Here is a 25,623-nt window from a genome sequence, read left to right as displayed (position 1 = left end):
CTGCGGGGCGTTGCTTTTTGCGGTTACTTGCTCTTGTGCTTCTGGCCGAAACGGTACTCCTTGCCGTCCCGGATGCGCTGGATATTGGTGCGGTGCATCCAGATGACCATGCCGCCCACGATGGCAGCGCCCACGGTGCAGACCACGACGTCCTGCGTCGGCAGGCCGCGCAGGAGGCTGTACACCAGCGTCAGCACCGGATAGGCTGCAGCCATCGTGATGCTGCCCAGCGACACCATACCGGTGGGCAGCAGGCAGGCGAGGAAGATAAGCGCCAGCACCGGCAGCAGCACCGGCTGGACGGCGAGGATGGCACCAGCGGCCACCAGCACGCCCTTGCCGCCCTTGAAGCCGAAGTAGATGGGCTTGGAGTGGCCCACCACGGCGAGGATGGCGGCGAGGTAGACGCCCAGATAGGGCGAGATGGCCGCATCGGCGGGCAGATGGCTGAACAGCCACCGGCCGAGGCAGACAGCCACGACGCCCTTGAGCACATCGCCCACCGCCGTGAGGGCAGCGGCCTTTTTGCCGAAGGTGCGCAGCATATTGGTCATTCCGGCAGCGCCCGAGCCGTGGGTGCGGACGTCGTCATGATAAAGGTATTTGCTGACGAGGATGCCGGTGTCCACGCTGCCCAGCAGGTAGGCTTCGGCAGCGACAGCCAGCACGATGAGAAATGCAGTCATGCAGCAAGGCTCCTTCCCTTATACGTCCTTTGCGCCCACCTCGCCGGAGCCGCGCTCCCGCACGACAAGGCGGATGGGGGTGTGCTCCAGACCGAAGTTCTCGCGGATCTGGTTGATGATATACCGCTGATAGCTGAAGTGGAACAAGTGCTTTGCGTTGACGAAGGCCACGAACGTCGGCGGACGGGTGGAGGCCTGCGTCAGGTAGAAGATCTTCAGGCGGCGGCCCTTGTCGCTGGGCGGCTGCATCCGGGCGGTCGCACGGGCCAGCATCTCGTTGAGGACGCCGGTGGGCACGCGGGCACCGTTCTGGCTGTCCACATCCCGGATGAGCTGCATCAGCTTGTTGACGTTGTAGCCGGTCTGGGCCGAGATGAAGATGATGGGAGCATAGCCCATAAAGCTGAAGCACTCGGCATAGCCGCGGCGCTGCAGCTCCATCGTGTTGGTCTCCTTGCCCTCCACGGCGTCCCACTTGTTGACGACGATGATGCAGGCCTTGCCCTGATCGTGGGCATAACCGGCCACCTTGCTGTCCTGCTCGGTGAAGCCGACGGTGGCATCCACGAGGATGAGGGCTACGCGGCTGCGCTCCACAGCGGCCAGTGCCCGGACGACCATGTAGCGCTCGAGGCCGTCGGTGATGTTGCTGCGCTTGCGCAGACCAGCGGTATCGGTGAAGATGAACTTGCCGTAGGCGTTGTCCACCGGGGTGTCGATGGCATCGCGGGTGGTGCCGGCCTCGTTGGCCACGATCATCCGGTTCTCTCCGAGGATGCGGTTGGTCAGGCTGGACTTGCCCACATTGGGGCGGCCGATGATGGCGACGGGGATGCGGTCCTCCTCCACGACGGTCTCACTGAAATCGAGGTGGGCACAGACGGCGTCCAGCAGGTCGCCGGTGCCGTGGCCGTGGACGGACGAGATGGGCATGACCTCGTCGAAGCCGAGGTTGTAGAACTCATAGAGCTCCATGGGGGTCTGGCCCACATTATCACACTTGTTGACGGCAAGAATGATGGGCTTATGGCTGCGGCGCAGCATATGAGCCACGTCCTCGTCGGAAGCGGTCAGGCCATTGCGGACATCCACCACCATGATGATGCAGTCGGCGGTGTCGATGGCGATCTGGGCCTGCTCGCGCATATGGGCCAGAATGCCCTCGGTGGCCTTCGGCTCGATGCCGCCGGTGTCCACCAGCAGGAACTCGTGGCCGCTCCACTCGCAGTTGGCGAAGATGCGGTCGCGGGTGATGCCGGGGGTATCCTCCACGATGGCCAGACGCTGGCCGCAGAGCTTATTGAACAGGGTGGACTTGCCCACGTTGGGACGGCCCACCACAGCTACGATCGGTTTGCTCATAGGGGGTTCCTCCTTTCACAAAAGGGGTAACGATTACGGTCTTCTCCGGCGGGCGATGTGGAGGCCGCTGCGCAGCAGGGCCTTGGCCTCGTCGCCGCCGCTGACGGGCAGGACTTCCACCTTCACGCCGAGCCGCTGGCCCAGCTGCTCGATGGTGACATCGTCGAGGAAGGTGTCCTTCTCCTCCCGCAGCATCACGGCAGGCACCCCCAGCGTGCCGCTGGTCAGCCTGCCCTCGCACTGGGCGATGATGTCCGTCGCCGTGACGAGGCCCGCCACGCCGACGTTGCCGCCGAAGAAGTTGTTTTTGATGGTATGCACTGTCACCTCGATCATGGGGTACTGACGGTGCAGCTCGTCCATCATCTCGGTGATGAGGGGGGACGCCATCGTGCCGGTGACGACGTCCAGCTTCTTGGAGCCATAGACACGGTGGGGCTTTTCCAGCTCGGCCAGAAATTCCTGCCGGAAGAGGCTCATCATTCCCACGCCGTTTTCCAGCTGGTCGTAGTCCTCATAGAACTCCGGGGCCGGGATGGGCCGGCCCGCCTTGAGGTACCACTCGTCGCTGGGGTAGATGATGCGCTTGCCGTGGCGGCGCTTGCACTCATCCCCAAACTCCTCCATGATGTCGATGACGGCGGCGCTGGTCTCGGCGTCGTAGGGCGTCTGCTTGAACAGGTTCTGCCGGTAATCCGTCACGCCGCAGGGCACCGCTGCCACGCTCTGCACCATCGGGGTCAGCTCCAGCAGGTCGGTGAGGGTGCGGCGCAGCTCGTCGCCGTCGTTGATGCCCCGGCAGAGCACCAGCTGGCAGTTGACGGCGATGCCGCCCTCCACCAGACGGGGCAGGTATTGGAGCACCTCGCCCGCCCGCTTGTTGGCCAGCATCCGGACCCGGAGCTGGGGGTTCGTCGTATGGACGGAGATGTTGATGGGCGAGATGTGCATCTTGATGATGCGGTCGATCTCGTGGTCCTGCATATTGGTCATGGTGATATAGTTGCCGAACAGGAAGGACAGCCGCTCGTCGTCGTCCTTGAAGTAGAGGCTCTCCCGCATCCCCGGCGGGAGCTGGTCGATGAAGCAGAACATGCAGTGGTTGGAGCAGGAGTGCTTCTGGTCGCCCAGATAGGTGGAGAAGTCGCAGCCAAAGGGGCCGCGCTCCTCCCGCCGGACATCCCATTCCCGGATGCCGTCTGCCACCCTCGCCTTGAGGTGGAAGCTCTTGCTGTCGGTATAAAAATCGTAGTCCAGCGTGTCGTTCAGCTCGTTGCCGTCCACGCTCAGCAGCTCGTCGCCGCCAGCGAGGCCGAGGACAGCGGCCTCGCTGCCCTCTTCCACACGCTCGATCCGGATGGCCATGCTTTCACCTCACAGTTTCATTCCCAGACAAAGCAAGAAGGGGAAGGCATTGCGCCCTCCCCTTCTGTACATAACACCAATGTGCCACCAATTCTGCGCAAATTAGCCCTTCTTGATGACTTCCTCGCCCTTGTAGTAACCGCAGTTGCCACATGCCTGGTGGGGGAGCTTCAGAGAGCCGCAGTTGCTGCACTTCACCAGTGCGGGGGCCTCCAGCTTCCAAACATTGCTGCGACGCTTGTCGCGGCGGGCCTTGGAAAGATGTCTCTTAGGTACTGCCATATTTTTGCACCTCCTTGATGGGTTTGTCAGTTCAGCAGTGATTTGAGTATCGCTAGCCTTGCGTCTGCGGGTTCGGCCTCAGCTTCTGCCGGAGGGCAGGTACATTCGGCCATCTTCTTCCCGCACCGGGGACACAAGCCCGGGCAGTCAGCGCTGCAAAGCAGCACCGTGGGGATCTGGAACATAAACTCCTGACAGAGCCATTCGTCTACATCCAGATGTCCTTTTTCGTCGAGGGGCAGGTCGAAATCCGGGTCATCCAGATCGCGCTCCCTGACCGTCCACTCTGCTTGCACCGTCTCTTCCCGTTCGACCGGGTCGAGACAGCGGGCGCACTCTCCGTGCACCAATGCGTTTGCCCGCAGCGTCATCCGGATCTCGTCGCCATCCGGCACCGCCTCAAAGCGGGCCGACACCGGCTGCTCGATCCTTGCACCGGCAAAATCCTTGGCAGACAAATCACACTGAAACTCTGCAACATAAGGTTTCGTGCCGGATACGATAAACTTTCTCAGGTCAAATTGCATAGTACACCTCATAAAAGGCTGCTTTGTTAGTATAGCGCCAACACAGCCCTTTGTCAACACCAAAACAGGCAGAAAACCGAAAAAATTTCAAATTCTCCGGTTTCCTGCCTGTCTGGGATGGTTCAAATCAGAAATTTCAGCGTTTTACAGGTACTTCTTCACATCGTGGGGCAGAGCAGACTCGTCGGCGCTGACCGTGACCGTGACCTTGACGGAGTCGCCGGCGGCAGCAGCCACCTCGTCCAGAACGACGCCCAGACGGTTGATGTCGTGATCCAGCACCTTCAGGATGCCGTCGATGTACAGGTCGGTGATGTCATAATTGCTTGCCAGCAGGCCGGCCACGAAGCCGTACAGCATCTCGCCGCCAGCGATCTTGTACTCGTCCAGATCGATGAGACGGGCTGCATTGTGGATCTCATAGGTCAGCTTCATGCCCTTCTCGACGACAACGACGTTGCCCTTGGAGGTCTTGACCGAATCATTGATCATGTCGATCATAGCCTTGGTCTTACCGGAGCCTTTGGTGCCAACAATCAGTTTAATCATAGTTCTGTCCTCCTGTATTTTCCACGCCTCGCGGCGGGAGATCATTTTTTGTTCCGCCAGATGTTACTTCAGCTTTGCTTCCAGCTCAGCGGTCAGGTTCTCGTAGCCCGGCTTGCCCAGCAGTGCGAACATATTTTTCTTATAGCTCTCGACGCCCGGCTGGTTGAAGGGGTTGACGCTCAGCAGATAGCCGCTGCAGGCGCAGGCACGCCAGAAGAAGTAGATGAGGTAGCCCACATTATAAGCAGACAGGTCGTCCACCTCGATGACCACCTCGGGCACGCCGCCGTCGGTGTGGGCGAGGATGGTGCCCTCCATGGCCTTGCGGTTGACCACGCTCATGTTCTGGTCGGCGAGGAAGTTCAGGCCGTCGAAGTTGCCCTCGAGCTTCTCGATGAAGAGATCCTGTGCGGGCTTTCTGACGTCCACGATGGTCTCGAACATGGTGCGGGCGCCTTCCTGAATGAACTGGCCCATGGAGTGCAGGTCGGTGGAGAAGATGCAGCTTGCGGGGAACAGGCCCTTGTTGTCCTTGCCCTCGCTCTCACCGAACAGCTGCTTGTACCACTCGTTCATGAGGGTGAAGTTCGGCTCATAGCACTCGAGGATCTCGATGCTCTTGCCCTTGCGGTACAGGATGTTGCGGATGGCAGCATACTTGTAAGCGTCGTTGTCGGGGCTGAGGACGGAGAAGCGCTCCATGGCGTCGGCTGCGCCCTGCATCACCTCGTCGATGCTGATGCCAGCGGCGGCGATGGGCAGCAGGCCCACAGCGGAAAGGACGGAGTAGCGGCCGCCGACATCGTCGGGGACGACGAAGGTGGGCCAGCCCTGTGCGTCAGCCAGCTGCTTGAGGGTGCCCTTAGCGCGGTCGGTGGTGGCATAGATGCGCTTGTTGGCCTCTTCCACGCCCATCTCGTCTTCCAGCAGCTTGCGCAGCACGCGGAAGGCCAGAGAGGTCTCGGTGGTGGTGCCGGACTTGGAGATAACGTTGATGGAGAAGCGCTTGCCCTTGCACAGCGCGATGATGTCATTCAGATAGGTGGGGCTGATGCTGTTGCCGCAGAAGTAGATCTTCAGGCCGTTGTCCAGCTCGTTGTGGTACATACCCTTGACAGCCTCGATGACGGCGCGTGCGCCCAGATAGCTGCCGCCGATGCCGGCCACCACCAGAACGTCGGAGTCCTCGCGGATCTTGGCTGCTGCGGCCTTGATGCGGGCGAACTCTTCCTTATCGTAATCGCGGGGCAGATACATCCAGCCCAAAAAGTCGCTGCCGGGGCCGTTCTTGGCTTCCAGCGTCTTGTGTGCGGCCTCCACCTGCGGGTAGATGGCCTTGTATTCCTCTTCCTTGATAAAGCTGGAGAGGTGCTTCGTATTCAGAGCGAGACTCATTCTATCAAAACCTCCAAAACATTTTACGGGCACTCTGCCCGGCGAGGGTTTGTCTTGGTATAAGTGTACCGTTCCCGCCGGGCAAAGTCAAGGCCAAAATCCTCGCTTTTCATACAATTTTAATAGTGTTGTTTTGTCAGCTCTTACATCTTTTATACAAACGTCCAAGCCGTTCTTTGCCTGCGCTAACCGTTTTTGGCCGGTAGTGCGCCGTTTTCGGTCAGGACGCGCCGACGAGGCTCTGCCACAGCAGCCCGATGGCATCCCGGACGGTCATTCTGGGTGCATCGGCGGCAGCACGCACCTCATACTCCTCCAAAAGGCTTTCGCCCTGATAAACAGCAGCTTTGCCCACCGTCTGCCCTTGCTCCACCGGGGCTTCCAGCTCCTGCGGCAGGGTCAGCTCGGTGTGGAGGGCGGAGGCCGTCCCCTTCTCCACCAGCACCGTCCCGGGCAGGGCCGTGTAATCCAGCGGGACGCTGCCCGCTGCGCTTCCCTTGACCGCGATTTGGAGCGGCTGAACCTCGAGCTTCGGCAGGGGTGCGGCCTCATAGGCCCCGAAACCGTAGTCCAGCAGTGTCGTGGCGGCGTCGAAGCGGTCGGCACTGGACGGTGCTCCCAAGATGACCGCGATGAGGGAAAGTCCGTTCCGGGTGGCACTGGCTGAGATGCAGATGCCCGCTCCGCCGGTGGTGCCGGTCTTGAGGCCGGTGATGCCCTCGTACCGGCGGAGGAGCTTGTTGGTGTTGACGAGCTGGGTCTGCCCGCCCCGGAGGGTATCCGTCCAGATACCGGTATAATGCAGCACCTCGGGGCAGGTGTTCAGGATGGTGCGGCTCATGACGGCCACGTCCCGGGCGGTGGAAAGATGGCCCTCGGCGTCCAGTCCGCAGGCATTGCGGAAGGTGGTCTGCTCCATCCCCAGCGCAGCGGCGCGGGCGTTCATCTGCTCCACGAAGGCCGGTTCACTGCCGCCCACCAGCTCGGCCACAGCCACGGCCGCGTCGTTGGCGGAGGAGACGCAGATGGCCTTTATCATCTCGTCCAGCGTAAAATGCTCCCCCGGCTCGAGCCAGATTTGACTGCCGCCCATATGGTAGGCGTGCTCACTGACCGGCACCGGCGTCTCCATCGTCAGCCGCCCGTCGTGGACGGCCTCGAAGGTGAGGAGCAGGGTCATGACCTTGGTGATGGAGGCGATGGGCACCCGCTCGTCGGCGTTCTTCTCGTAGAGCACTCGGCCGCTGCCCTGCTCGATGAGGATGGCGGCGCGGCAGTTGAGCGAGAGCTGGGGCGCGGCAGCCGCCGCCGGGAGAGCCGTCCCCTCTGCCGCCTCCCCTGCATCGGCGCTGACGGCCCTCTCCTCCGGGTGCATGACGGCCCGCAGGCCCACCCCCTCCGCTGTGCCAAGGGCCAGTGCAAACAGCCAGAAGCAGAGCACGGCGGCACAGAGCGCCGCAAAATTCTTTCGTTCCATCCCTTGTCCCTCCCCGCAATGTCTGTCTGATTGCATTCTATGCAAAAAAAGAAGGCGGAATGCCCTTTTCTCTCCGGGAAAAATCTGCTATAATAGGATGGTTTGTTATAAGGTAATAGCCTCTCCGCCCCGCATCTGCCCGACCATGCCGGAGAGGTTCTGGAAAGGACACCCCATGCGAGTTTGTTTTTATACCCTTGGCTGCAAGGTCAATCTGAACGAGACCGGCGCACTGGAGCAGATGTTCCGCTCCGCCGGTTTTACCATCGTGCCGGAGGGCGAAGAGGCCGACGTCTTCGTCGTCAACAGCTGCACCGTCACCAACTTCGGCGACCAGAAGAGCCGCAAGTGGCTCCGCCGGGCCAAGCGCGAGAACCCCGGCGCTGTGACGGTCCTCACCGGCTGCTATCCGCAGGCCTTCCCGGAGGAGGCGGCACAGTTCATGGAGGCTGACCTCGTCTGCGGCAACGGCGACCGGAAAGCCATCCTCGACAATGTGCTCAAGCTGCTGGACGGCCACGAGCGCATCGTCGCCATCGCCCCCCACGCCAAGGGCGAGCAGTTCGAGGAGCTGCCGGTGGAGCGGTTCGAGACCCACACCCGCGCCTTCATTAAGGTTGAGGACGGCTGCAACCGCCAGTGCGCCTACTGCGTCATCCCCCGTGCCCGCGGCCCGGTGCGCAGCCGCTCGGAGGAGAGCATCCTCGCCGAGCTGCGCCAGCTGGCCGCCTCCGGCTACCGGGAGGTGGTGCTCAGCGCCATTTCCCTGCCCAGTTACGGCCTCGACACCGGCACCGACCTCGTAGAGCTGGTGGAGAAGTGCGCCGAGGTGGAGGGCATCGAGCGGATCCGTCTGGGCAGCCTCGACCCCGATATGCTGACGCCCGAGTCCATCACCCGGCTGGCTGCGGTGGACAAGCTCTGCCCCCAGTACCATCTGAGCCTGCAGAGCGGCTGCAGTGCCACGCTGCGCCGGATGCGCCGCGTCTACACCGCTGAGCAGTATGCCGAGGTGGTCAGCCAGCTCCGTGCCGCCTATGGCGGGCGTCCGGTCAGCTTCACCACCGACTGCATCTGCGGCTTCCCCGGCGAGACGGAGGCAGACTTCCGGGAGAGCTGCGATTTCCTGAAGCAGATCGGCTTTTTGAAGGTCCATGTCTTCCCCTACTCCCGCCGCAGCGGCACCCCCGCCTACGACTTCCCCGATCAGGTGCACGAGCGGGAGAAGCAGGCCCGCAGCCGGGAGATGAACGCCATCGCTGAGGATATCCGCCGCGAGGTGCTGGCCGCCTACGAGGGCAGCGAGGACGACGTGCTGCTGGAAACGCCCCTGTCCGGCACCCTCTTCACCGGCTACACCCGGCTGTACATCCCCGTCGTGGTGTCGGCCCCGGGCCGCAAGAGCGGCGAGATCGTCCATGTCCGGCTGGGCCGTTACGATGGCGAGCGCGTCCGGGCAGAGCTGGCCTGAGTCTTAGCCGTTTCTTTGCTATTTTGTACAAATCCAAATATTCGCGTTTGTGCAAGATATACCAGTTGTGAATTTCATAACGAATTTTGGACTTTCCCCTTTTCATCCCGAAAGGTTTATGCTACAATAAAAGTGGATCATTCGGGGCATCGGGCTGTTTGCAGCAGCCCAGTACCGACCCGTCCCGGATAAAGCCGCGTACCAGCGGCCTTTTGTTCTGTTGTTTCAAAGCAAGGAGAGATTGGAATGAGTTTCAGAGGAATCAATACGACGGTCATCCAGATCCGCCGCCAGGTGTTCACCGAGGTCGCACGGATGGCCTATGCCAACGTCAAGGGCGAGCAGGCAAACCACCTGATGCGCAAGATCCCTTACACCATCATCCCCGGTGAGGAAGGCAAGCTCCGCAAGGACATCTTCCTTGAGCGCGCCATCGTTGAGGAGCGCGTGCGTCTGGCCATGGGCCTGCCCACCCGCCGTATGGACGAGCACAACAGCGTCGTCTCCGGTCTGGAGGACGCTTCCATCGCCGATAAGTATTACGACCCCCCGCTGGTGAATGTCATCAAGTTCGCCTGCAACCGCTGCCCTGAGAAGCTGGTCAAGGTCTCCGACCTGTGTCAGGGCTGCCTCGCTCACCCCTGTATGGAAGTCTGCCCCAAGAAGGCCATCACTTGGGAGAGCGGCCGCTCCACCATCGATCAGGACAAGTGCATCAAGTGCGGCCGCTGCGTGACTGTCTGCCCCTACAACGCCATCGTCAAGACCGAGCGCCCCTGCGCCGCTGCCTGCGGCATGGGTGCCATCCACTCCGACGAGCTGGGCCGCGCTGAGATCGACTACAGCAAGTGCGTGTCCTGCGGCCAGTGTCTGGTCAACTGCCCCTTCGGTGCCATCGCCGACAAGGGCCAGATCTACCAGCTCATTCAGGGCTTTAACCGCGGCGACCGCATCTACGCCCTCGTCGCCCCTGCCTTCATCAACCAGTTCCCGACGCTGGCCTCTACCGGCAAGCTCAAGGCTGCGCTGAAGGCTCTGGGCTTCTGTGACGTCGTCGAGGTCGCCATCGGCGCTGACCTGTGCACCGTGGACGAGGCCCACGACTTCCTCGAAGAGGTGCCCGGCAAGCTGAACTTCATGGCTACCTCCTGCTGCCCGGCATGGAGCATGATGGCTAAGACCGCTTTCCCGGATCTGGCCAAGAACATCTCCATGACCATGACCCCCATGGTCTTCACTGCCCGCATGATGAAGCAGGCCGACCCCGAGGCCCGTATGTGCTTCATCGGACCCTGCGCTGCCAAGAAGCTGGAGGCTTCCCGCCGCACCGTCCGCTCTGATGTGGACTTCGTGCTGACCTTCGAGGAGCTGGCCGGCATCATCGAGGCCAAGGACATCGATGTGGCCAATCTCGAGGTCGATCCCGATGAGATCGATCTGGTGCATGCTTCCGGCGCAGGCCGCGGCTTCGCACAGTCCGGCGGCGTCGCCAAGGCTGTCGCCGATAAGATCAAGGAGTGGAACCCCGATATGGACGTCAAGATCGCGTCTGCACAGGGCCTCGCCGAGTGCAAGAAGCTGCTGATGCTGGCTAAGGCCGGCAAGTACAACGGCTACCTGCTGGAGGGCATGGGCTGTCCCGGCGGCTGCATCGGCGGCGCAGGCACCATCGCCGACCCCGCCCGCACTGCCATCGCACTGAACAAGTATGTCAAGGAGGCTCCGTTCCAGGATCCTGAGCAGAGCGCCTTTATGACCAGCATCCATGTGCTGAAGGACGACCCCGACTTTGAGGTCTGATCTTCCCTGACCTCTGCCGCCTCCCGCACGCCGGGAGGCGGCTTTTTTGCGCCTTCGGCCGCATCTGCGGTTTTTGCTACATAAAATATGTCCAATGTGAAACGGTTTTGTGAAACTATGACAAGGCAGATTGACTTTTTCTTCTGAATATGTTATTTTTGCGGTGATAAATCCTTCTCGTTCGTTCTGGCTGCGCAGCAGGAAGCAAATGCCCGCTCTGCACAGAACGCACGAATAGAGCCGCACCTGCGGCTGGAAAGGTCGATCTTTGCTATGATGATTTCTTTAAAGCATCTGAACAGACGCGCCGGGGCGGTCCTTGTCTCGCTGCTGCTCCTCCTGACGCTGGCGGTCAGCGCCAGTGCCGCCGCCGTCAAGATGAGTGTCGGCGTCCGGTTCTGGCGGGAAATCGGAGATAAGGAGTCGATGGCCGACAGCGCCGTGGACACCGCCCGCGAAGCCACTCTCACCCGCCAGCCCAACGGCACCTTCACCCTCGAGCTTCCAGTCAAGCAGATCTCTTCCATGAACGTGACCGGTTCCCTCACCGGCATCCGCATCGGCGAGGTGAACTATGAGGGTACCCTGAGCGGCGAGCTGTCCAACGGCACTGCCGTGCTGACCCTCAAAAACCTGCCTGCCTCGGTGCTCACTGGCAGCGACTCCAATCAGGCGCTGGCCGTCACCTGCAGCATCAAGATGGATACCGTCCTCCTCGGTGACATCACCACCAGCGCGCGGATGTCCATCTGGGTCGAGCGCTGAACACACGGTACAAAAAACGCCCCGCAGTTCGCAACAGAACTGCGGGGCGCTTGCTTTGTTTCAGGTAGTGCTTACTCGGCGATGATGCTCTTGCCGGTCATCTCGGCCGGGACGGGCAGGCCGATGTAGGGCAGCATGGTGGGAGCGATGTCGGCCAGACAGCCGCCCTCGCGCAGCTTCACGTCGCCGCAGCCGATGGCCACGAAGGGCACGACATTGGTGGTGTGGGCGGTGAAGGGGGTGCCATCCGGGTTCTTCATCTTTTCGGCGTTGCCGTGGTCAGCGGTCAGGAAGGCGCAGCCGCCAGCGTTCAGCACAGCGGTGACGACCTTCTCAACGGCAGCGTCCACAGCCTCGACGGCCTTGACTGCTGCTTCAAAGACGCCGGTGTGGCCGACCATATCGCAGTTGGCGAAGTTCAGGATGACCACGTCATACTTGCCGCTCTCGATGCGCTTGACGCACTCGTCGGCCACCTCGGGGGCGCTCATCTCAGGCTTCAGGTCATAGGTGGCCACCTTCGGGCTGGGGATGACGCAGCGGTCCTCGCCCTCGTAGGGAGCCTCAACGCCGCCGTTGAAGAAGAAGGTGACGTGAGCGTACTTCTCGGTCTCGGCGATGCGCAGCTGGGTCTTGCCGTTCTCGGACAGGTACTGGCCCAGAACATTCTTCAGCTCGACGGGAGGATATGCGACCTCACAGTTGGGCATGGTGGCGTCATACTCTGCCATGCAGACGTAATTGACCTGCTTGCGGCCGCCGCGGCGCTCGAAGCCGGTGAAGGCGTCGTCGCAGAAGATACGGGTCATCTGACGGGCACGGTCGGGGCGGAAGTTCATGAAGATGACGGTGTCGCCGTCCTGCACGCGGCCACCCTCACAGGTGACGCAGGGCAGAACGAACTCGTCGGTCTTATCGTCGGCGTAGGATGCCTCAATGGCCTCCTGCGCGTTGGCGGCGTGGTTGCCCTCGCCGTAGACGAAGGCCGCGTAGGCCTTCTCCTCGCGGTCCCAGTTGTTGTCGCGGTCCATTGCGTAGTAGCGGCCGGAGACGCTGGCGATCTTGCCGATGCCCAGCTCGTCCAGCTTGGCCTGCAGATCGGCGAGGAAGCCCTTGCCGGAGTGGGGGTCGGTGTCACGGCCATCGGTGATGCAGTGGAGGTAGACCTCCTTCGCTCCCATATGCTTTGCCATCTCCAGTACGCCGAACCAGTGGTCTGCGTGGCTGTGGACGCCGCCGGTGCCCACCAGACCCATCAGGTGGATGGCCTTGCCCGCGTCGATGGCGGCCTTCATGTTCTTGACGAGGACGGGGTTCTTGAGCATCTCGCCGTCGCGGATGGACTTGGTGATAAGGGTCAGCTGCTGGTAGACGATGCGGCCAGCGCCCATGTTGGTATGGCCCACCTCAGAGTTGCCCATCTGACCGTCGGGCAGACCGACTGCCATGCCGGAGGCGTCAATGGTGGTCATGGGGTATTTTGCCATCAGGGAATCGATGAAGGGCTTGTTGGCTGCGGCCACGGCGTTGCCGTAGGTCTCGTTGGGGGTCCAGCCAAAGCCATCCATGATACAGAGCAGAACAGGTTTCTTGGACATAAAAATGAGTCTCCTTTGAAAGTTCAACAAACAGCGCCCGGCTCGATGCCGGAAATGCGGCGCAGCCGGGCGCAGAGAAAGTGTTTTTTCCGTCAGCGCTTACGCTCAGCCCTTGGAGGCGGCGTTAACGATGACAGCAAAGTCGGGAGCCTTCAGGGATGCGCCGCCGATGAGGCCGCCGTCCACGTCCTTCTTGCTCAGCAGCTCCTCGCAGTTCTTGGCGTTCATGCTGCCGCCGTACTGGACCGTGGTAGCCTCGGCCACAGCCTCGCCGTAGACCTCGCCGATGACCTTGCGGATCTGAGCGCAGACCTCCTCGGCCTGCTCGGCGGTGGCGGTCTTGCCGGTGCCGATGGCCCAGATCGGCTCATAGGCGATGACGACATTTGCCATTTGCTCGGCAGTGACATCACGCAGGGCGATTTTGGTCTGCATCCGGACCAGCTCCTCGGTGACGCCCTCCTCGCGCTGCTGCAGGCTCTCGCCCACGCAGATGATGACCTTCAGGCCGGCGTTCAGAGCGGCCAGAGCGCGCTTGTTGACGGTCTGGTCGGTCTCGGCGAAGTACTGGCGGCGCTCGGAGTGGCCGACGATGACGTACTCGACGCCCAGATCCACCAGCATATCTGCGCTGATCTCGCCGGTGAAGGCACCGGACTTCTCGAAGTGGACGTTTTCAGCGCCAACATGGATGTTGGTGCCCTTGGTCTTTGCCACAGCCGTGACCAGATCGGTGTAGGGAGTGCAGATGACGACCTCGCAGGATGCGTCCTTGACGGCGGGGATCAGCTCGTCCACCAGAACAGCAGCCTCGGAGGCGGTCTTGTTCATCTTCCAGTTGCCAGCAATGATAGCCTTGCGCTTTGCCTTATCCATGATATGTTCTCCTTACCTTCTTATTGATAAAAACAGAAAGGTGCGGCGGCGAAACAGCCGCCGCACCCGTTTATGATGCCGGAATTATGCGTTCTGGATGACTGCGATGCCGGGCAGCTCCTTGCCCTCCAGATACTCCAGAGAAGCGCCGCCGCCGGTGGAGATGTGGGTCATCTTGTCGCCCAGACCCATCTGCTGGACAGCTGCTGCGCTGTCGCCGCCGCCGATGACGGTGGTAGCGTCGCTCTCAGCCATTGCCTTGGCCACAGCCAGAGTGCCGGCTGCCAGAGTCGGGTTCTCGAAGACGCCCATGGGGCCGTTCCAGACGACGGTCTTGGAAGCCTTGACCGCATCGGCGAACAGCTTCATGGTCTCGGGGCCGATGTCGCAGCCCTCCATGTCAGCCGGGATGGCGGTGACAGGGACAACGGTGGTCTCGACGGGAGCGTCGATGGGGTCAGGGAAGTTCTCGACACAGGCAGTATCGACGGGCAGGAGCAGCTTGACGCCCTTCTCCTGAGCCTTTGCCATCATCTCCTTGCAGTAGTCCAGCTTGGAGTCGTCGCACAGGCTCTTGCCGACCTCATAGCCCTGTGCCTTGATGAAGGTATAGGCCATGCCGCCGCCGATGATGAGGGTATCGACCTTCTCCAGCAGGTTGGAGATGACATTCAGCTTGTCAGCGACCTTTGCGCCGCCCAGAATGGCGGTGAAGGGACGGACGGGATCGTTCACGGCGTTGCCGAGGTACTTGATCTCCTTCTCCATCAGGTAGCCGACAGCGGTGTCCTTGATGTAGTCGGTGACGCCTGCGGTGGAGCAGTGTGCACGGTGGCAGCTGCCGAATGCATCGTCAACATAAGCGTCGGCCAGAGAAGCCAGCTCCTGAGAGAACTCGGGGATGTTCTTGGTCTCTTCCTTGCGGAAACGGGTGTTCTGCAGCAGGACGACGTCGCCGTTGTTCATGGCAGCGACAGCAGCCTTTGCATTCTCGCCCACGACGTTGTCGTCGTCAGCAAACACGACGGTCTTGCCCAGCTTTGCGCTCAGAGCCACAGCAACGGGTGCGAGGCTGAACTTTGCCTCGGGGCCGTTCTTCGGCTTGCCCAGATGGCTGCACAGGATGACCTTTGCGCCGTCATTGACCAGCTTCTGGATGGTGGGCAGAGCCGCATTGATACGGTTCTCGTTGGTGATGACGCCGTCCTTCATGGGGACGTTGAAATCGCAGCGGACAAGGACCTTCTTGCCGCAGTAGTTCTGATCGTCGATCGTCTTTTTACCTAAACCCATAGTGATTATTCTCCTCTCAATTCATTCTTCGGAATCGAATTTCGCTCACTCTCGGGGCCTTGACCCCTATGACACTATTATAAACAAAATGTGTGTGTATTGCAAGGACGGCGGATGGATAATTTATTAACAAACTTTTCCCGGGATATTCTGGAATTGTGTCTATTTTGACAGTGGCTTGACAAAGAGCAGCCTTTCCATCCCGCGTCCGCCCGGCAAGGCCGGGCTGCGAGGCTCAGTCTCTCCGGAACAGGTCGCGGGTGTAGACCTTCTCCTGTACATCATCAAGGCAGCTGTCATAGCGGTTGGCAATGATGGCCTGACTCCGCTTTTTGAACGCCTCAAGGTCGTTTACCACCTCGCTGCCAAAGAAGGTCGTGCCGTTCTCCAGCGTCGGCTCGTAGATGATGACGGTCGCGCCCTTGGCCTTGATCCGCTTCATGACGCCCTGAATGGAGGACTGCCGGAAGTTGTCGGAGTTCGCCTTCATGGTCAGGCGGTAGACGCCGATGACGCAGGGTTTCTCTTCCCTTGCGTCGTACTCGTTCTCCTCCCCATAGCTGTAGTAGCCCGCCATCTGAAGCACCCGGTCGGCGATAAAGTCCTTGCGGGTGCGGTTGGACTCCACAATGGCCTCGATGAGGTTCTCGGGCACGTCGGCGTAGTTGGCGAGAAGCTGCTTTGTGTCCTTGGGCAGGCAGTAGCCGCCGTAGCCGAAGCTGGGGTTATTATAATGTGTGCCGATGCGGGGGTCGAGGCAGACGCCCTCGATGATCTTCTGGGTGTCAAGGCCCTTCATCTCGGCATAGGTGTCCAGCTCGTTGAAGAAGGAGACGCGGAGCGCCAGATATGTGTTTGCAAACAGTTTGACGGCCTCTGCCTCTGTGAAGCCCATGAAGAGGGTCTCGACATCTTTCTTGATGGCCCCCTCCTGCAGCAGATGGGCGAAGGTGTGGGCCGCCTCCACAAGGCGGTCGTCCTGCATATCCGTACCCACGATGATGCGGCTGGGGTAGAGATTGTCATACAGCGCTTTGGACTCCCGCAGAAACTCCGGGCTGAAGATGATGTTCCTGCACTGATATTTTTCCCGAACCGAAGCCGTGAAGCCCACCGGGATGGTGGACTTGATGACCATGATGGCCTCGGGGTTCACCTTCATCACCAGCTGGATGACCGCCTCCACCGCAGAGGTATCGAAGAAGTTCTTCCGGCTGTCGTAGTTGGTCGGGGCGGCAATGACCACGAAGTCCGCATCCCGGTAGGCCGCTTTCCCGTCCAGCGTAGCGGTCAGGTCGAGATCCTTTTCCGCAAGGTATCGTTCAATGTAGTCATCCTGAATGGGAGACTTTTTGTGGTTGATCTGCTCCACCTTCTCCGGCACGATGTCCACAGCGGTGACATGGTGGTGCTGGCTCAGCAGGGTGGCGATGGACAGGCCGACATAGCCTGTGCCCGCAACGGCAATGTTCAGTTTTTCGAATGCTCTCATGGCTTTCGCTCCTACGACACAACTATAAAATGTTCGACGGCTTCTGTTTTATTGTATCATGAAGCAGGCCGAACAGCAAGCAAGGATAAACAAAAAACACCCTTCCCTCTGCGGAGACCCGCAGAAGAAAGGGTGTCGGACTCACTTATTGGCATCCGTGCTTTTCAGCACGACACCTCAAGCACTTTTGAGCGTAGAGCTGTGATTAGCAGTTCTCAGCGAAGTACTTAATGGTACGGACCATCTGAGAGGTGTAGGAGTTCTCGTTGTCGTACCAAGACACGACCTGAACCTGATAGGTGTCGTCGTCGATCTTAGCGACCATGGTCTGGGTGGAATCGAACAGAGAGCCGTAACGCATACCGATGACATCGGAGGAAACGATCTGATCCTCGTTGTAGCCGAAGGACTCAGAAGTAGCAGCCTTCATAGCAGCGTTGATGGACTCCTTGGTGACGTCCTTGCCCTTGACGACTGCGACCAGAATGGTGGTGGAGCCGGTGGGGACAGGCACACGCTGAGCAGAGCCGATCAGCTTGCCGTTCAGCTCGGGAATGACCAGACCGATGGCCTTAGCAGCACCGGTGCTGTTGGGGACGATGTTCTGTGCGCCAGCGCGAGCACGGCGCAGGTCGCCCTTGCGCTGAGGACCATCCAGGATCATCTGATCGCCGGTGTAAGCATGAACGGTGGTCATGATGCCGGAGACGATGGGGTAGGTCTTGTTCAGGGTGTCGGCCATAGGAGCCAGGCAGTTGGTGGTGCAGGAAGCAGCAGAGATGACCTGATCTTCCTTGGTCAGGGTCTTCTCGTTGACGGAGTAAACGATGGTCTTCAGGTCGTTGCCTGCGGGAGCAGAGATAACGACCTTCTTAGCGCCAGCCTGAATGTGAGCCATGCTCTTCTCCTTGCTGGTGTAGAAGCCGGTGCACTCCAGAACGACATCGACGTTCAGCTCGCCCCAAGGAGCATCCTTAGCGTCCTTGACAGCGTAGATCTTGATCTCCTTGCCATCGACAATGATGGAATCCTCGGTAGCCTCGACGGTGTGCTTGTTCTCGCCGATCTTGCCGCAGAAGGAACCCTGAGCGGTATCGTACTTCAGCAGGTGAGCCAGCATCTTGGGGCTGGTCAGGTCGTTGATAGCGACGACCTCGTAACCCTCAGCATCAAACATCTGACGGAAAGCCAGACGGCCAATACGACCAAAACCATTGATAGCAACTCTAACAGCCATGTTAATAGTACCTCCTAAATGTTTCTTACCCTGATTCGGATAATTCACGGTACTCTTATTTTAGACCAAAACGGCAAAAGTTTCAAGTGCCTGCCAAAAAATTAACAAGTCGTTTTCACACTTTTTTGCTTTTGTACTATTTTATCCGGGAAAGGTGTGCTGTTTTGAGCAATTCAACCAACCGGCTGCTGATGGGTTTATGCACCCTGTCCAGCACGGCAGCACCGCACGGCGCACAAGCCCCCCAGCACACCCACGCAGCACAGCCCCAGCCGGAACAGCAGCTCCGGTGTCAGGAGGGCGGCGCTGCCGTTTTCTGTCAGCATCTGCACCACACTGGGCATCTCCCAGCACAGGCAGAGCGCGAAGGACGCCAGTGCCCCGGCGCAGAGGGTGCGGCCATCGGAGGTGCCGGGCAGATAGAGCGCCCGGGCCAGCGCCGAGAGGAACACCAGCCCCGCCAGCAGCTGCCAGACCATCGCAGTGGGGGCGACGCGGTGCCAGCTGGAGCTGTTCTCCATGAAGCGGGCCAGCACGCACCAGTAAAAGATGACGCTGCCCAGCACGGCGGGCGTGAGGCTGCGGGTGGGGGCCTTCCAATCCTTCCGCAGCCAGCTCAGCCCCAGCCCGAGCATCCAGAACGCGCACAGCGCCTCCAGCACTGCGCGCAGGAGCATCACCACGCTGCTGTGCATCCAGAGGATGCGCAGCACAGCGGTCTCTCCATAGCAGACCGCTGCCGCCAGTGCCGCGACGCCGGAGGGGATGCACCGCCCCCGCAGCGCATCAGGCTTCGGCTGACTGCTGCGGCCCGCCGCCACAGCGATGCCGACCACCGCAGCCAGCGCCGCATACCGCAGCCAGACCGGACCGACCACGCAGAGGCCCGTTTCTGCGTCCGTCCAGAACGTCAGGTCGATGCCCCGGAAAATGCCCAGCAGCACACTCAGGATAAGCGAAACCAAGATCAAAGAATTCATCTGTCATCCTCGAATTTTATCCCCTCTGGGGAGAATCTTATAGAATATGATAACGCGCTTTCGGCTGAAATGCAAGGCATTCCTTTCTTGTGCGCTTTTTTGCTGACGTCAGCCGGTAGACTGAGAGTAAAATGTCTGTCCGGGAGGGATGTTCTCAGTGAAAAAAGCCTTTCTGCTCCTCTGTGCCCTGCTCCTCGTGCTGGGCAGCGCTCTGCCGCTGGCGGGCTATCGGCTGGCCCGGGCGGTGCTGGGCCGCAGGGCGGATGTCGCTCCTTCCCCCGCGTCCAGCGCCGTCCCGGCCGCCCCGGAAGCCGCTCCTGCCGCTTACGAGGGCGACGCAGACCTCTTTCTCATCGAGGACAGTACCACCGGCGAAGTGCAGCAGGTGCCGAAGCGGGACTATCTCATCGGGGCAGCGGCGGCTGAGATGCCGCTCTCGTGGCCGGACGAGGCCCTCAAAGCCCAGATCGTCGCCGCCCACAGCTACGCCCTCTACTGCCGCGACCACGCCTCTGCGGCCAACGGCAGCTGGCTCTCCGCCGACCCCGCGCGGCGGCAGGGCTATCTGACCGACGCCGTTCTCCACAGCTACTGGGGCACCGACTACGAGGCCAATTATGCCCGGCTCTCCTCCCTCGTGGATTCCGTCCTCGGCGATGTCCTCTGCTATGACGGCGCGGCGGCAGGGACGAGCTATTTTGCCCTCTCCAACGGCCGCACCGAGGCCAGCGAGAACGTCTGGGGCAGCGCCCTCCCCTATCTCGTCCCGGTAGACAGTAGCACCGACCTGTCCGCCGACAACTACGAGGTCACGCTCACCCTCTCTGCCGCGCAGACGGGGCAGCTCCTTTCGGAAGGACTGGGCATTGCCGCCGACCCTGCCGCGCCCGGGCAATGGTTCGGCGAACCGACCCTGACGGCCTCCGGCTATGTCGCCTCTCTGCCCGTCTGCGGCCAGACCGTCTCCGGCGCGGCCCTCCGGCGGGCACTGGGTCTGCGGAGCGCCTGCTTCACCCTCCGGTATCAGGACGGCGGCTTCTGCATCACGACGCGGGGCTACGGCCACGGCGTCGGCCTGAGCCAGTGGGGCGCAAAGGCGCTGGCCGAGCAGGGGCAGGGCTATGCAGACATCCTCTCCCACTATTTCCCCGGCACCCAGCTCTGCCGGTGACGCAAAAACAGGGTGGCCGGCAAGTGCTGACCACCCTGTTCTTATTTCGGAAACTCAGCCCAGAAGCCAGCTCCAGATGTTCTTTTTCGTCTCGCCTACGGCCTCAGAGCCAGACTCCACTGCCTCGACAGCTGCCGCTTCGACCTCCTGAACGATCTGGCTCACCTTCGAGCCGGAGGGATCCTGCACCGACCAGTAGACAGCGGTGCTGTTGGCGCTGCCGGACACCGTGAAATCGCTCATGAAGCAGAGGGTCTGCCCATTGGAGTCAATCAGGACGACCATGTAGGTGTAGCTGCCCTCCGGCAGCTCACCGAAGCGGATCTGACTGTCGAGGTTCTTCAGCGACCAACTGGACACGTTGGGGGCCGCTTCGGCGCTCTGGACGGTCTGGTCGTTGGCGTCAAGGATGACCACCTCGACCTCCGTCAGTACGGCGTTCGAGGCGCTGGCGGCGATGCCGCTCACGCTCATGCCCTTTCCGGTGCGGATGTTGACCGGATAGTGCATCCCTTCCAGACGGAGGCTGTCCGGCGAGGCCGTGACACTATTCTGATCCGAGGTGATGTACCAGTAGCAGGACGCCCCCGCGATGGAGATGCTTGCCGCCGAGATGGGCACGCGGCCCAGCGAAACGCTCCCGGCCGGGTCGGAGCAATAGAAGACGCCGTCGGTGTAATCCGTCAGGAGAACAGCGTGGGGACGGCTGCGGTCATAGAGGACGATGCCCTCGGGGTGCTCGGCCAGCAGCTGGATAAGCGTCTGCTTCTTGGCTTCCGTGCCGGAGGGCAGGGTGGCGTAGCCCACCTGCATGGCATTATAGTTGAAACTGTGGGCCAGTCCCCCGGACCATGCACTGCCCCGGACGCTGTTCTCGGTCACATCCGTCCAGTCGGTCAGGCCGTCCAGAAAAGCGCGGCGGCGAAGCATCATGGCGGCAGAAGCCAGCGTACAGGTTCCGCCCCGGCTCTGTTTGAAGTAGAAGCCTGCGTCCACATTGAGGTCTACGGCCAGCGCTCCCGGCAGCATCACAGCCATCATCACGAGCGACAGCACAAGGGCCATCAGTTTCTTCCACATCCGGTGCGGCGCACATTCCATGTTTGACTCATCCCTTCAGCTATTATCGCAATTTTCAAAAATAGTGCCTATCAAAATAGCATATTTGCGATATGCAGTTTGCGGATGTTGCTTGTGCATTAAAAACGCAAACTGCTATATTCACTGCTGTAAAGTATAACAGTTTGTTACACTTTTGTAAACCACATGAAGACTTTTTTCTCAAATTTCACACCCTTTGTACACAGTTTCAGAGCAAGGTGCACAATTATCGGCTAACTTTTTGGGCTATATCACAAAAAAGCCCCCGCCATCCCGAAGGACAGCAGGGGCAGGAATGGAACGAAATTTCGTTTAGAACAGGCCTGTGATCTTGCCGTCGGCGTCCACATCGATACCCACGGCAGCGGGCTTCTTGGGCAGACCGGGCATGGTCATGATGTTTCCGCAGATGACCACCACGAAACCGGCACCCGCAGCCAGACGCACCTCACGCACCTCCATCGTAAAGCCGGTGGGTGCGCCGGTGAGCTTGGCATTATCGCTGAAGCTGTACTGGGTCTTGGCGATGCAGACGGGCAGATCGCCGTAACCCATCTCCGTCAGCTCGGCCAGCGTCTTGGCGGCAGCAGCGCTGTAGTTCACGCCGTCGGCGCGGTAGATCTTCGTGGCGATGGCGCTGATCTTATCCTTCAGGGGCATCTCCAGCGGGTAGGTGTACTGGACGGAGCAGTCCTCCATGATGTCCAGCACCTTCTCTGCCAGCGCCTTGCCGCCCTCGCCGCCCTTGGCAAAGACTTCGCTCAGGACGCAGGGCACGCCCTGCTCGGCGCAGACCTGCTCGACGTAGGCCTGCTCCTCGGCGGTGTCAGTGGGGAAGGCGTTGATTGCCACCACCACGGGCAGACCGAAGCCGTTCTTCATGTTGTCGATGTGGCGGACGAGATTGGCTGCGCCCTTCTTGACGGCCTCGAGGTTGGGAGCGTTCAAGTCCGCCTTTGCCACACCGCCGTGGCTCTTGAGGGCGCGGAGGGTCGCCACCAGCACGCAGGCGCTGGGTGCAATGCCCGCATAGCGGCACTTGATGTCAAGGAACTTTTCCGCGCCGAGGTCTGCACCGAAGCCGGCCTCGGTGATGACGTAATCGGCCAGCGAGAGGCTGAGCTTGGTGGCCATGACACTGTTGCAGCCGTGGGCAATGTTGGCGAAGGGGCCACCGTGGATGATGGCGGGGTTGTTCTCGAGGGTCTGGACGAGGTTGGGGTCGAGCGCATCCTTCAGCAGGGCGGTCATGGCACCGGCCGCGCCGATCTCCCCGGCGGTGACGGGCTTGCCGTCGTAGGTATAGGCGCAGACGATCTTGGCGAGGCGCTCTTTCAGGTCGGAGATGCTGGTGGCGAGGCAGAAGATGGCCATGACCTCGCTGGCGACGGTGATGTCGAAGCCGTCCTCCCGGGGGGTGCCGTTGACCTTGCCGCCCAGACCGTCCACGATGAAGCGGAGCTGACGGTCGTTCATGTCCATGCAGCGCTTCCAAGTGATGCGGCGGGGGTCGATGTTCAGGGGGTTGCCCTGCTGGATGCTGTTGTCGATCATCGCGGCCAGCAGGTTGTTGGCTGCGCCGATGGCGTGAAGGTCACCGGTGAAGTGGAGGTTGATGTCCTCCATCGGCACCACCTGCGCATAGCCGCCGCCGGCTGCGCCGCCCTTGACGCCAAAAACGGGGCCGAGGGAAGGCTCGCGGAGGCAGAGCATGGTCTTCTTGCCCAGCGCATTCATGGCGTCGGCCAGACCCACGCTGGTGGTCGTCTTGCCCTCGCCTGCGGGGGTGGGGCTGATGGCCGTGACGAGGATCAGCTTGCCCTGCTTCGAGGCCTTATGGATGAGGCGGTGGTTGATCTTGGCCTTGTAGCGGCCATAGGGGATCACGTCCTCGTCGGCAAGGCCCAGACCGGCGGCGATCTCTGCGATGGGCTTCATTTTGGCTTCCTGTGCGATCTCGATGTCAGACTTCATGTTCAGCATCCTCCTTGATAACAAAAAAGGCAGCTTTGCGCACCATTACGCAAGGCTGCCCAGACGGTCGGCAAAAAGCTTTTCTTCCCTTCCGCACTGTGGTGCTCCACAAGATCCGTCAGCAGAAGGGTCAGCTAACATCTAAAAGATAACACACCCGCGCAGGGTTTGTCAAGCACAAACGAAAAAAGACGCTCCCGCCTTGCAGCGAGAGCGTCTCTTTGTTCAAGAATCGAAATTCAAGAAGCCAACTTCGGGGAGATTAAATTACTTAACCTCAACCTTAGCGCCGGCATCCTCCAGCTTCTTCTTGATGTCGTCAGCCTCAGCCTTGGAAGCCTTCTCCTTGACAGCCTTGGGAGCGCCGTCAACGATAGCCTTAGCCTCCTTCAGGCCCAGACCGGTGATCTCCTTGACCAGCTTGATGACGCCCATCTTGCCAGCGCCAGCCTCGACCAGGATGACGTCGAACTCGGTCTTCTCTTCCTCAGCGGCAGCAGCAGCGCCAGCAGCAGCGGGAGCAGCAGCAGCAACAGCAGAAACGCCGAACTCCTCGCAGTATGCGTCGATCAGCTCTTTCAGCTCCAGAACGGACAGCTCCTTGACGGAGTCGATGATGGCAGTAATCTTCTCAGAAGCCATAGTAGTAACCCTCCAATATAAATGGTTTGTTGTTTGTTTCAGATGTGTTTTAAGCAGCGGTCATGCAGCCATTAGGCAGCAGGCTCCTCCTGCTTGTCGGCATAAGCCTGCATTGCAACAGCCAGACCAGACAGAGTGCTGGTGAGGGCGCCTGCAAACATGGACAGCATGCCTTCGCGGTTGGGCAGCTTTGCGATGGCGTTGGTCTCGGCAGCGTCCATGACCTTGCCCTCCATGAAGCCTGCCTTCACGACGAACTTCTTGGACTTATCGCCATCCTGATACTTGCACAGGATGCGGGCAGCGGACATGGGGTCCTCCTCGTGAGCAAAAGCGATAGCGGTATCGCCCTTGAACTGCTCAGCCAGGGCCTCCAGAGAAGTGCCCTTGACAGCCAGACGCAGCATGGTGTTCTTCACGACCATGTAATCGACGCCTGCCTCACGCAGCTCCTTACGGAGCTTGGTGTCGTTCTCGACGTTGATGCCGCCGTAAGCGACGACGCAGCCGGAAACCGCACTCTCAAACTTTGCCTTCAGATCAGCGACGTAAGCCTGCTTCTCAGAAAGAATCTTTGCACTGGGCATTCGGTTTCACCTCGTTTCAAAAACTTATATCGAAAGCTGGTGAGCAACGAAAAAAGCCTCTTTCCCGCACTTGGCCGAGAAAGAGGCATAAAGCAACTTTACGCACGTTTCTCGGCAGGCGGCATAGCCTTACGCTGGACTCCAGCACCTGCTGTCTCAAAAACAGCATGATTATTTTACCGCAAACGTGCGGAGTTGTCAAGTACTTTTTTGAATTTTTTCAAAAAAGTACTCTTGATCCAAAAATCAGACGCCGTACTTCAGGGTGTTGAGACGGATGCCAGGGCCCATGGTGGTGGCGATGGTAGCGCTCTTGAAGTAAGTGCCCTTTGCAGCGGCGGGCTTAGCCTTTGCAATGGCGCTCATGACGGTATCCAGGTTGGTGTACAGCTTCTCTGCACCGAAGGAAGCCTTGCCCACGGGGACATGGATGATGTTCTGCTTGTCCAGACGGTACTCGATCTTACCAGCCTTGGCCTCGGTGACTGCCTTGCCCAGATCGGGAGCGACAGTACCAGCCTTGGGGTTGGGCATCAGGCCGCGGGGGCCCAGCACCTTACCGAGACGGCCGACGCGGCCCATCATGTCGGGGGTGGTGACGACAACGTCGAAGTCCATGAAGCCGCCGGCGATCTTTGCGATCAGCTCATCATCACCGACAATATCAGCGCCGGCTGCCTCAGCAGCAGCGGCAGCAGCGCCCTTTGCGATGGCGCAGACGCGGACGGTCTTGCCGGTGCCGTTGGGCAGGACGACAGCGCCGCGGACCTGCTGGTCAGCGTGGCGGCCATCGACGCCCAGACGGACGTGCAGCTCGACAGTCTCGTCGAACTTGGCAGAAGCGGTCTTGCAAGCCAGCTCCAGAGCCTCGTTCACATCGTACATTTTAGTAGAATCGACCAGCTTTGCAGCGTCGACATAGTGCTTGCCATGTTTCATTGTATATCCTCCTGTGTGGTCATGCGGGCAGTGTTATGCCCTCCCACTGTTTAT

Annotated in this window: 23 protein-coding genes, 1 riboswitch and 1 other annotated feature; of the genes, 4 read left to right on the top strand and 19 right to left on the bottom strand. The window is 60.4% G+C overall.

Annotated elements, in window-relative coordinates; genetic code table 11:
* Positions 1 to 23: 23 nt before the first annotated feature.
* The 8 genes from plsY to MTP38_RS04870 all read right to left on the bottom strand — a co-directional run bounded on the left by plsY (position 24) and on the right by MTP38_RS04870 (position 7,643).
* A complete protein-coding gene (plsY, locus tag MTP38_RS04905) occupies positions 24 to 686 on the bottom strand; it encodes a glycerol-3-phosphate 1-O-acyltransferase PlsY (RefSeq protein WP_249234426.1) in 663 nt (220 codons plus the stop codon).
* An 18-nt stretch (positions 687 to 704) separates the two neighbouring features.
* Complete coding sequence (gene der / locus MTP38_RS04900) at positions 705 to 2,048, bottom strand: ribosome biogenesis GTPase Der (RefSeq protein WP_227619824.1); 1,344 nt, start codon at positions 2,046 to 2,048, stop codon at positions 705 to 707.
* A gap of 33 nt (positions 2,049 to 2,081) precedes the next feature.
* The gene (locus tag MTP38_RS04895) at positions 2,082 to 3,413 is read right to left on the bottom strand and encodes a DUF512 domain-containing protein (protein ID WP_227619825.1); all 1,332 of its coding nucleotides are present in this window, start codon (positions 3,411 to 3,413) and stop codon (positions 2,082 to 2,084) included.
* A 102-nt stretch (positions 3,414 to 3,515) separates the two neighbouring features.
* Positions 3,516 to 3,695, bottom strand: coding sequence for a 50S ribosomal protein L32 (gene rpmF, locus MTP38_RS04890; protein WP_015563707.1), 180 nt, complete (start codon positions 3,693 to 3,695; stop codon positions 3,516 to 3,518).
* A gap of 26 nt (positions 3,696 to 3,721) precedes the next feature.
* Positions 3,722 to 4,222, bottom strand: coding sequence for a YceD family protein (locus MTP38_RS04885; RefSeq protein WP_249234425.1), 501 nt, complete (start codon positions 4,220 to 4,222; stop codon positions 3,722 to 3,724).
* A 144-nt stretch (positions 4,223 to 4,366) separates the two neighbouring features.
* Positions 4,367 to 4,771, bottom strand: a complete 405-nt coding sequence (locus tag MTP38_RS04880) for an ATP-binding protein (RefSeq protein WP_227619827.1) — start codon at positions 4,769 to 4,771, stop codon at positions 4,367 to 4,369.
* Between the two features lie 63 nt (positions 4,772 to 4,834).
* Positions 4,835 to 6,166 carry a glucose-6-phosphate isomerase gene (locus tag MTP38_RS04875; RefSeq protein ID WP_227619828.1) on the bottom strand — a complete coding sequence of 444 codons (1,332 nt, stop codon included), beginning with the start codon at positions 6,164 to 6,166 and terminating at the stop codon, positions 4,835 to 4,837.
* A 220-nt stretch (positions 6,167 to 6,386) separates the two neighbouring features.
* Entirely contained in the window at positions 6,387 to 7,643 is a 1,257-nt protein-coding gene (locus tag MTP38_RS04870) for a D-alanyl-D-alanine carboxypeptidase family protein (RefSeq protein ID WP_249234424.1), read from the bottom strand.
* A gap of 175 nt (positions 7,644 to 7,818) precedes the next feature.
* Between MTP38_RS04870 and mtaB the strand changes: the two genes are divergently transcribed.
* The 3 genes from mtaB to MTP38_RS04855 all read left to right on the top strand — a co-directional run bounded on the left by mtaB (position 7,819) and on the right by MTP38_RS04855 (position 11,679).
* Complete coding sequence (gene mtaB, locus MTP38_RS04865) at positions 7,819 to 9,114, top strand: tRNA (N(6)-L-threonylcarbamoyladenosine(37)-C(2))-methylthiotransferase MtaB (RefSeq protein WP_227619830.1); 1,296 nt, start codon at positions 7,819 to 7,821, stop codon at positions 9,112 to 9,114.
* Positions 9,115 to 9,360: 246 nt separating this feature from the next.
* Positions 9,361 to 10,914, top strand: a complete 1,554-nt coding sequence (locus MTP38_RS04860; RefSeq protein ID WP_249234423.1) for a 4Fe-4S dicluster domain-containing protein — start codon at positions 9,361 to 9,363, stop codon at positions 10,912 to 10,914.
* A 273-nt stretch (positions 10,915 to 11,187) separates the two neighbouring features.
* Positions 11,188 to 11,679 carry a pilin gene (locus tag MTP38_RS04855; protein ID WP_249234422.1) on the top strand — a complete coding sequence of 164 codons (492 nt, stop codon included), beginning with the start codon at positions 11,188 to 11,190 and terminating at the stop codon, positions 11,677 to 11,679.
* 71 nt (positions 11,680 to 11,750) lie between these two features.
* Here MTP38_RS04855 and gpmI read toward each other — a convergent pair whose 3' ends face one another.
* The 6 genes from gpmI to MTP38_RS04825 all read right to left on the bottom strand — a co-directional run bounded on the left by gpmI (position 11,751) and on the right by MTP38_RS04825 (position 19,155).
* Positions 11,751 to 13,277 (bottom strand): 2,3-bisphosphoglycerate-independent phosphoglycerate mutase, encoded by a 1,527-nt coding sequence (gpmI, locus tag MTP38_RS04850; protein ID WP_249234421.1) that lies wholly within the window; start codon positions 13,275 to 13,277, stop codon positions 11,751 to 11,753.
* A 105-nt stretch (positions 13,278 to 13,382) separates the two neighbouring features.
* Positions 13,383 to 14,153 carry a triose-phosphate isomerase gene (gene tpiA, locus MTP38_RS04845; RefSeq protein ID WP_227619834.1) on the bottom strand — a complete coding sequence of 257 codons (771 nt, stop codon included), beginning with the start codon at positions 14,151 to 14,153 and terminating at the stop codon, positions 13,383 to 13,385.
* An 84-nt stretch (positions 14,154 to 14,237) separates the two neighbouring features.
* Positions 14,238 to 15,446 carry a phosphoglycerate kinase gene (locus tag MTP38_RS04840; RefSeq protein ID WP_227619835.1) on the bottom strand — a complete coding sequence of 403 codons (1,209 nt, stop codon included), beginning with the start codon at positions 15,444 to 15,446 and terminating at the stop codon, positions 14,238 to 14,240.
* Positions 15,447 to 15,681: 235 nt separating this feature from the next.
* Entirely contained in the window at positions 15,682 to 16,920 is a 1,239-nt protein-coding gene (locus MTP38_RS04835; protein WP_249234660.1) for a nucleotide sugar dehydrogenase, read from the bottom strand.
* 223 nt (positions 16,921 to 17,143) lie between these two features.
* The gene (gap, locus tag MTP38_RS04830; RefSeq protein WP_249234420.1) at positions 17,144 to 18,175 is read right to left on the bottom strand and encodes a type I glyceraldehyde-3-phosphate dehydrogenase; all 1,032 of its coding nucleotides are present in this window, start codon (positions 18,173 to 18,175) and stop codon (positions 17,144 to 17,146) included.
* Positions 18,176 to 18,372: 197 nt separating this feature from the next.
* Positions 18,373 to 19,155, bottom strand: a complete 783-nt coding sequence (locus MTP38_RS04825) for a hypothetical protein (protein ID WP_249234419.1) — start codon at positions 19,153 to 19,155, stop codon at positions 18,373 to 18,375.
* Positions 19,156 to 19,303: 148 nt separating this feature from the next.
* Between MTP38_RS04825 and MTP38_RS04820 the strand changes: the two genes are divergently transcribed.
* Positions 19,304 to 20,326, top strand: a complete 1,023-nt coding sequence (locus MTP38_RS04820) for a SpoIID/LytB domain-containing protein (RefSeq protein WP_249234418.1) — start codon at positions 19,304 to 19,306, stop codon at positions 20,324 to 20,326.
* Between the two features lie 54 nt (positions 20,327 to 20,380).
* Here the strand turns inward: MTP38_RS04820 and MTP38_RS04815 are convergent, their stop codons facing one another.
* From MTP38_RS04815 to rplA, 5 genes are all read right to left on the bottom strand, one after another.
* A complete protein-coding gene (locus MTP38_RS04815; RefSeq protein WP_249234417.1) occupies positions 20,381 to 21,427 on the bottom strand; it encodes a hypothetical protein in 1,047 nt (348 codons plus the stop codon).
* Between the two features lie 312 nt (positions 21,428 to 21,739).
* Positions 21,740 to 23,401, bottom strand: a complete 1,662-nt coding sequence (locus tag MTP38_RS04810) for a formate--tetrahydrofolate ligase (protein ID WP_249234416.1) — start codon at positions 23,399 to 23,401, stop codon at positions 21,740 to 21,742.
* 50 nt (positions 23,402 to 23,451) lie between these two features.
* A riboswitch (ZMP/ZTP riboswitch) is annotated at positions 23,452 to 23,537 on the bottom strand.
* 131 nt (positions 23,538 to 23,668) lie between these two features.
* Positions 23,669 to 24,043, bottom strand: a complete 375-nt coding sequence (gene rplL, locus MTP38_RS04805) for a 50S ribosomal protein L7/L12 (protein WP_227619841.1) — start codon at positions 24,041 to 24,043, stop codon at positions 23,669 to 23,671.
* A 71-nt stretch (positions 24,044 to 24,114) separates the two neighbouring features.
* On the bottom strand, positions 24,115 to 24,630 hold the full coding sequence (gene rplJ / locus MTP38_RS04800; RefSeq protein ID WP_227619842.1) for a 50S ribosomal protein L10: 516 nt from the start codon (positions 24,628 to 24,630) through the stop codon (positions 24,115 to 24,117).
* 40 nt (positions 24,631 to 24,670) lie between these two features.
* Positions 24,671 to 24,809, bottom strand: a sequence feature (ribosomal protein L10 leader region).
* Between the two features lie 67 nt (positions 24,810 to 24,876).
* Entirely contained in the window at positions 24,877 to 25,569 is a 693-nt protein-coding gene (gene rplA / locus MTP38_RS04795; RefSeq protein ID WP_227619843.1) for a 50S ribosomal protein L1, read from the bottom strand.
* Between the last annotated feature and the right edge of the window lie 54 nt (positions 25,570 to 25,623).

It is taken from the genome of Faecalibacterium sp. I3-3-89, from assembly GCF_023347275.1.
Taxonomy (GTDB): domain Bacteria; phylum Bacillota; class Clostridia; order Oscillospirales; family Ruminococcaceae; genus Faecalibacterium; species Faecalibacterium butyricigenerans.
The sequence above is the reverse complement of the archived record's forward strand: the minus strand, read 5'-3'. Positions and strand labels throughout refer to the sequence as shown.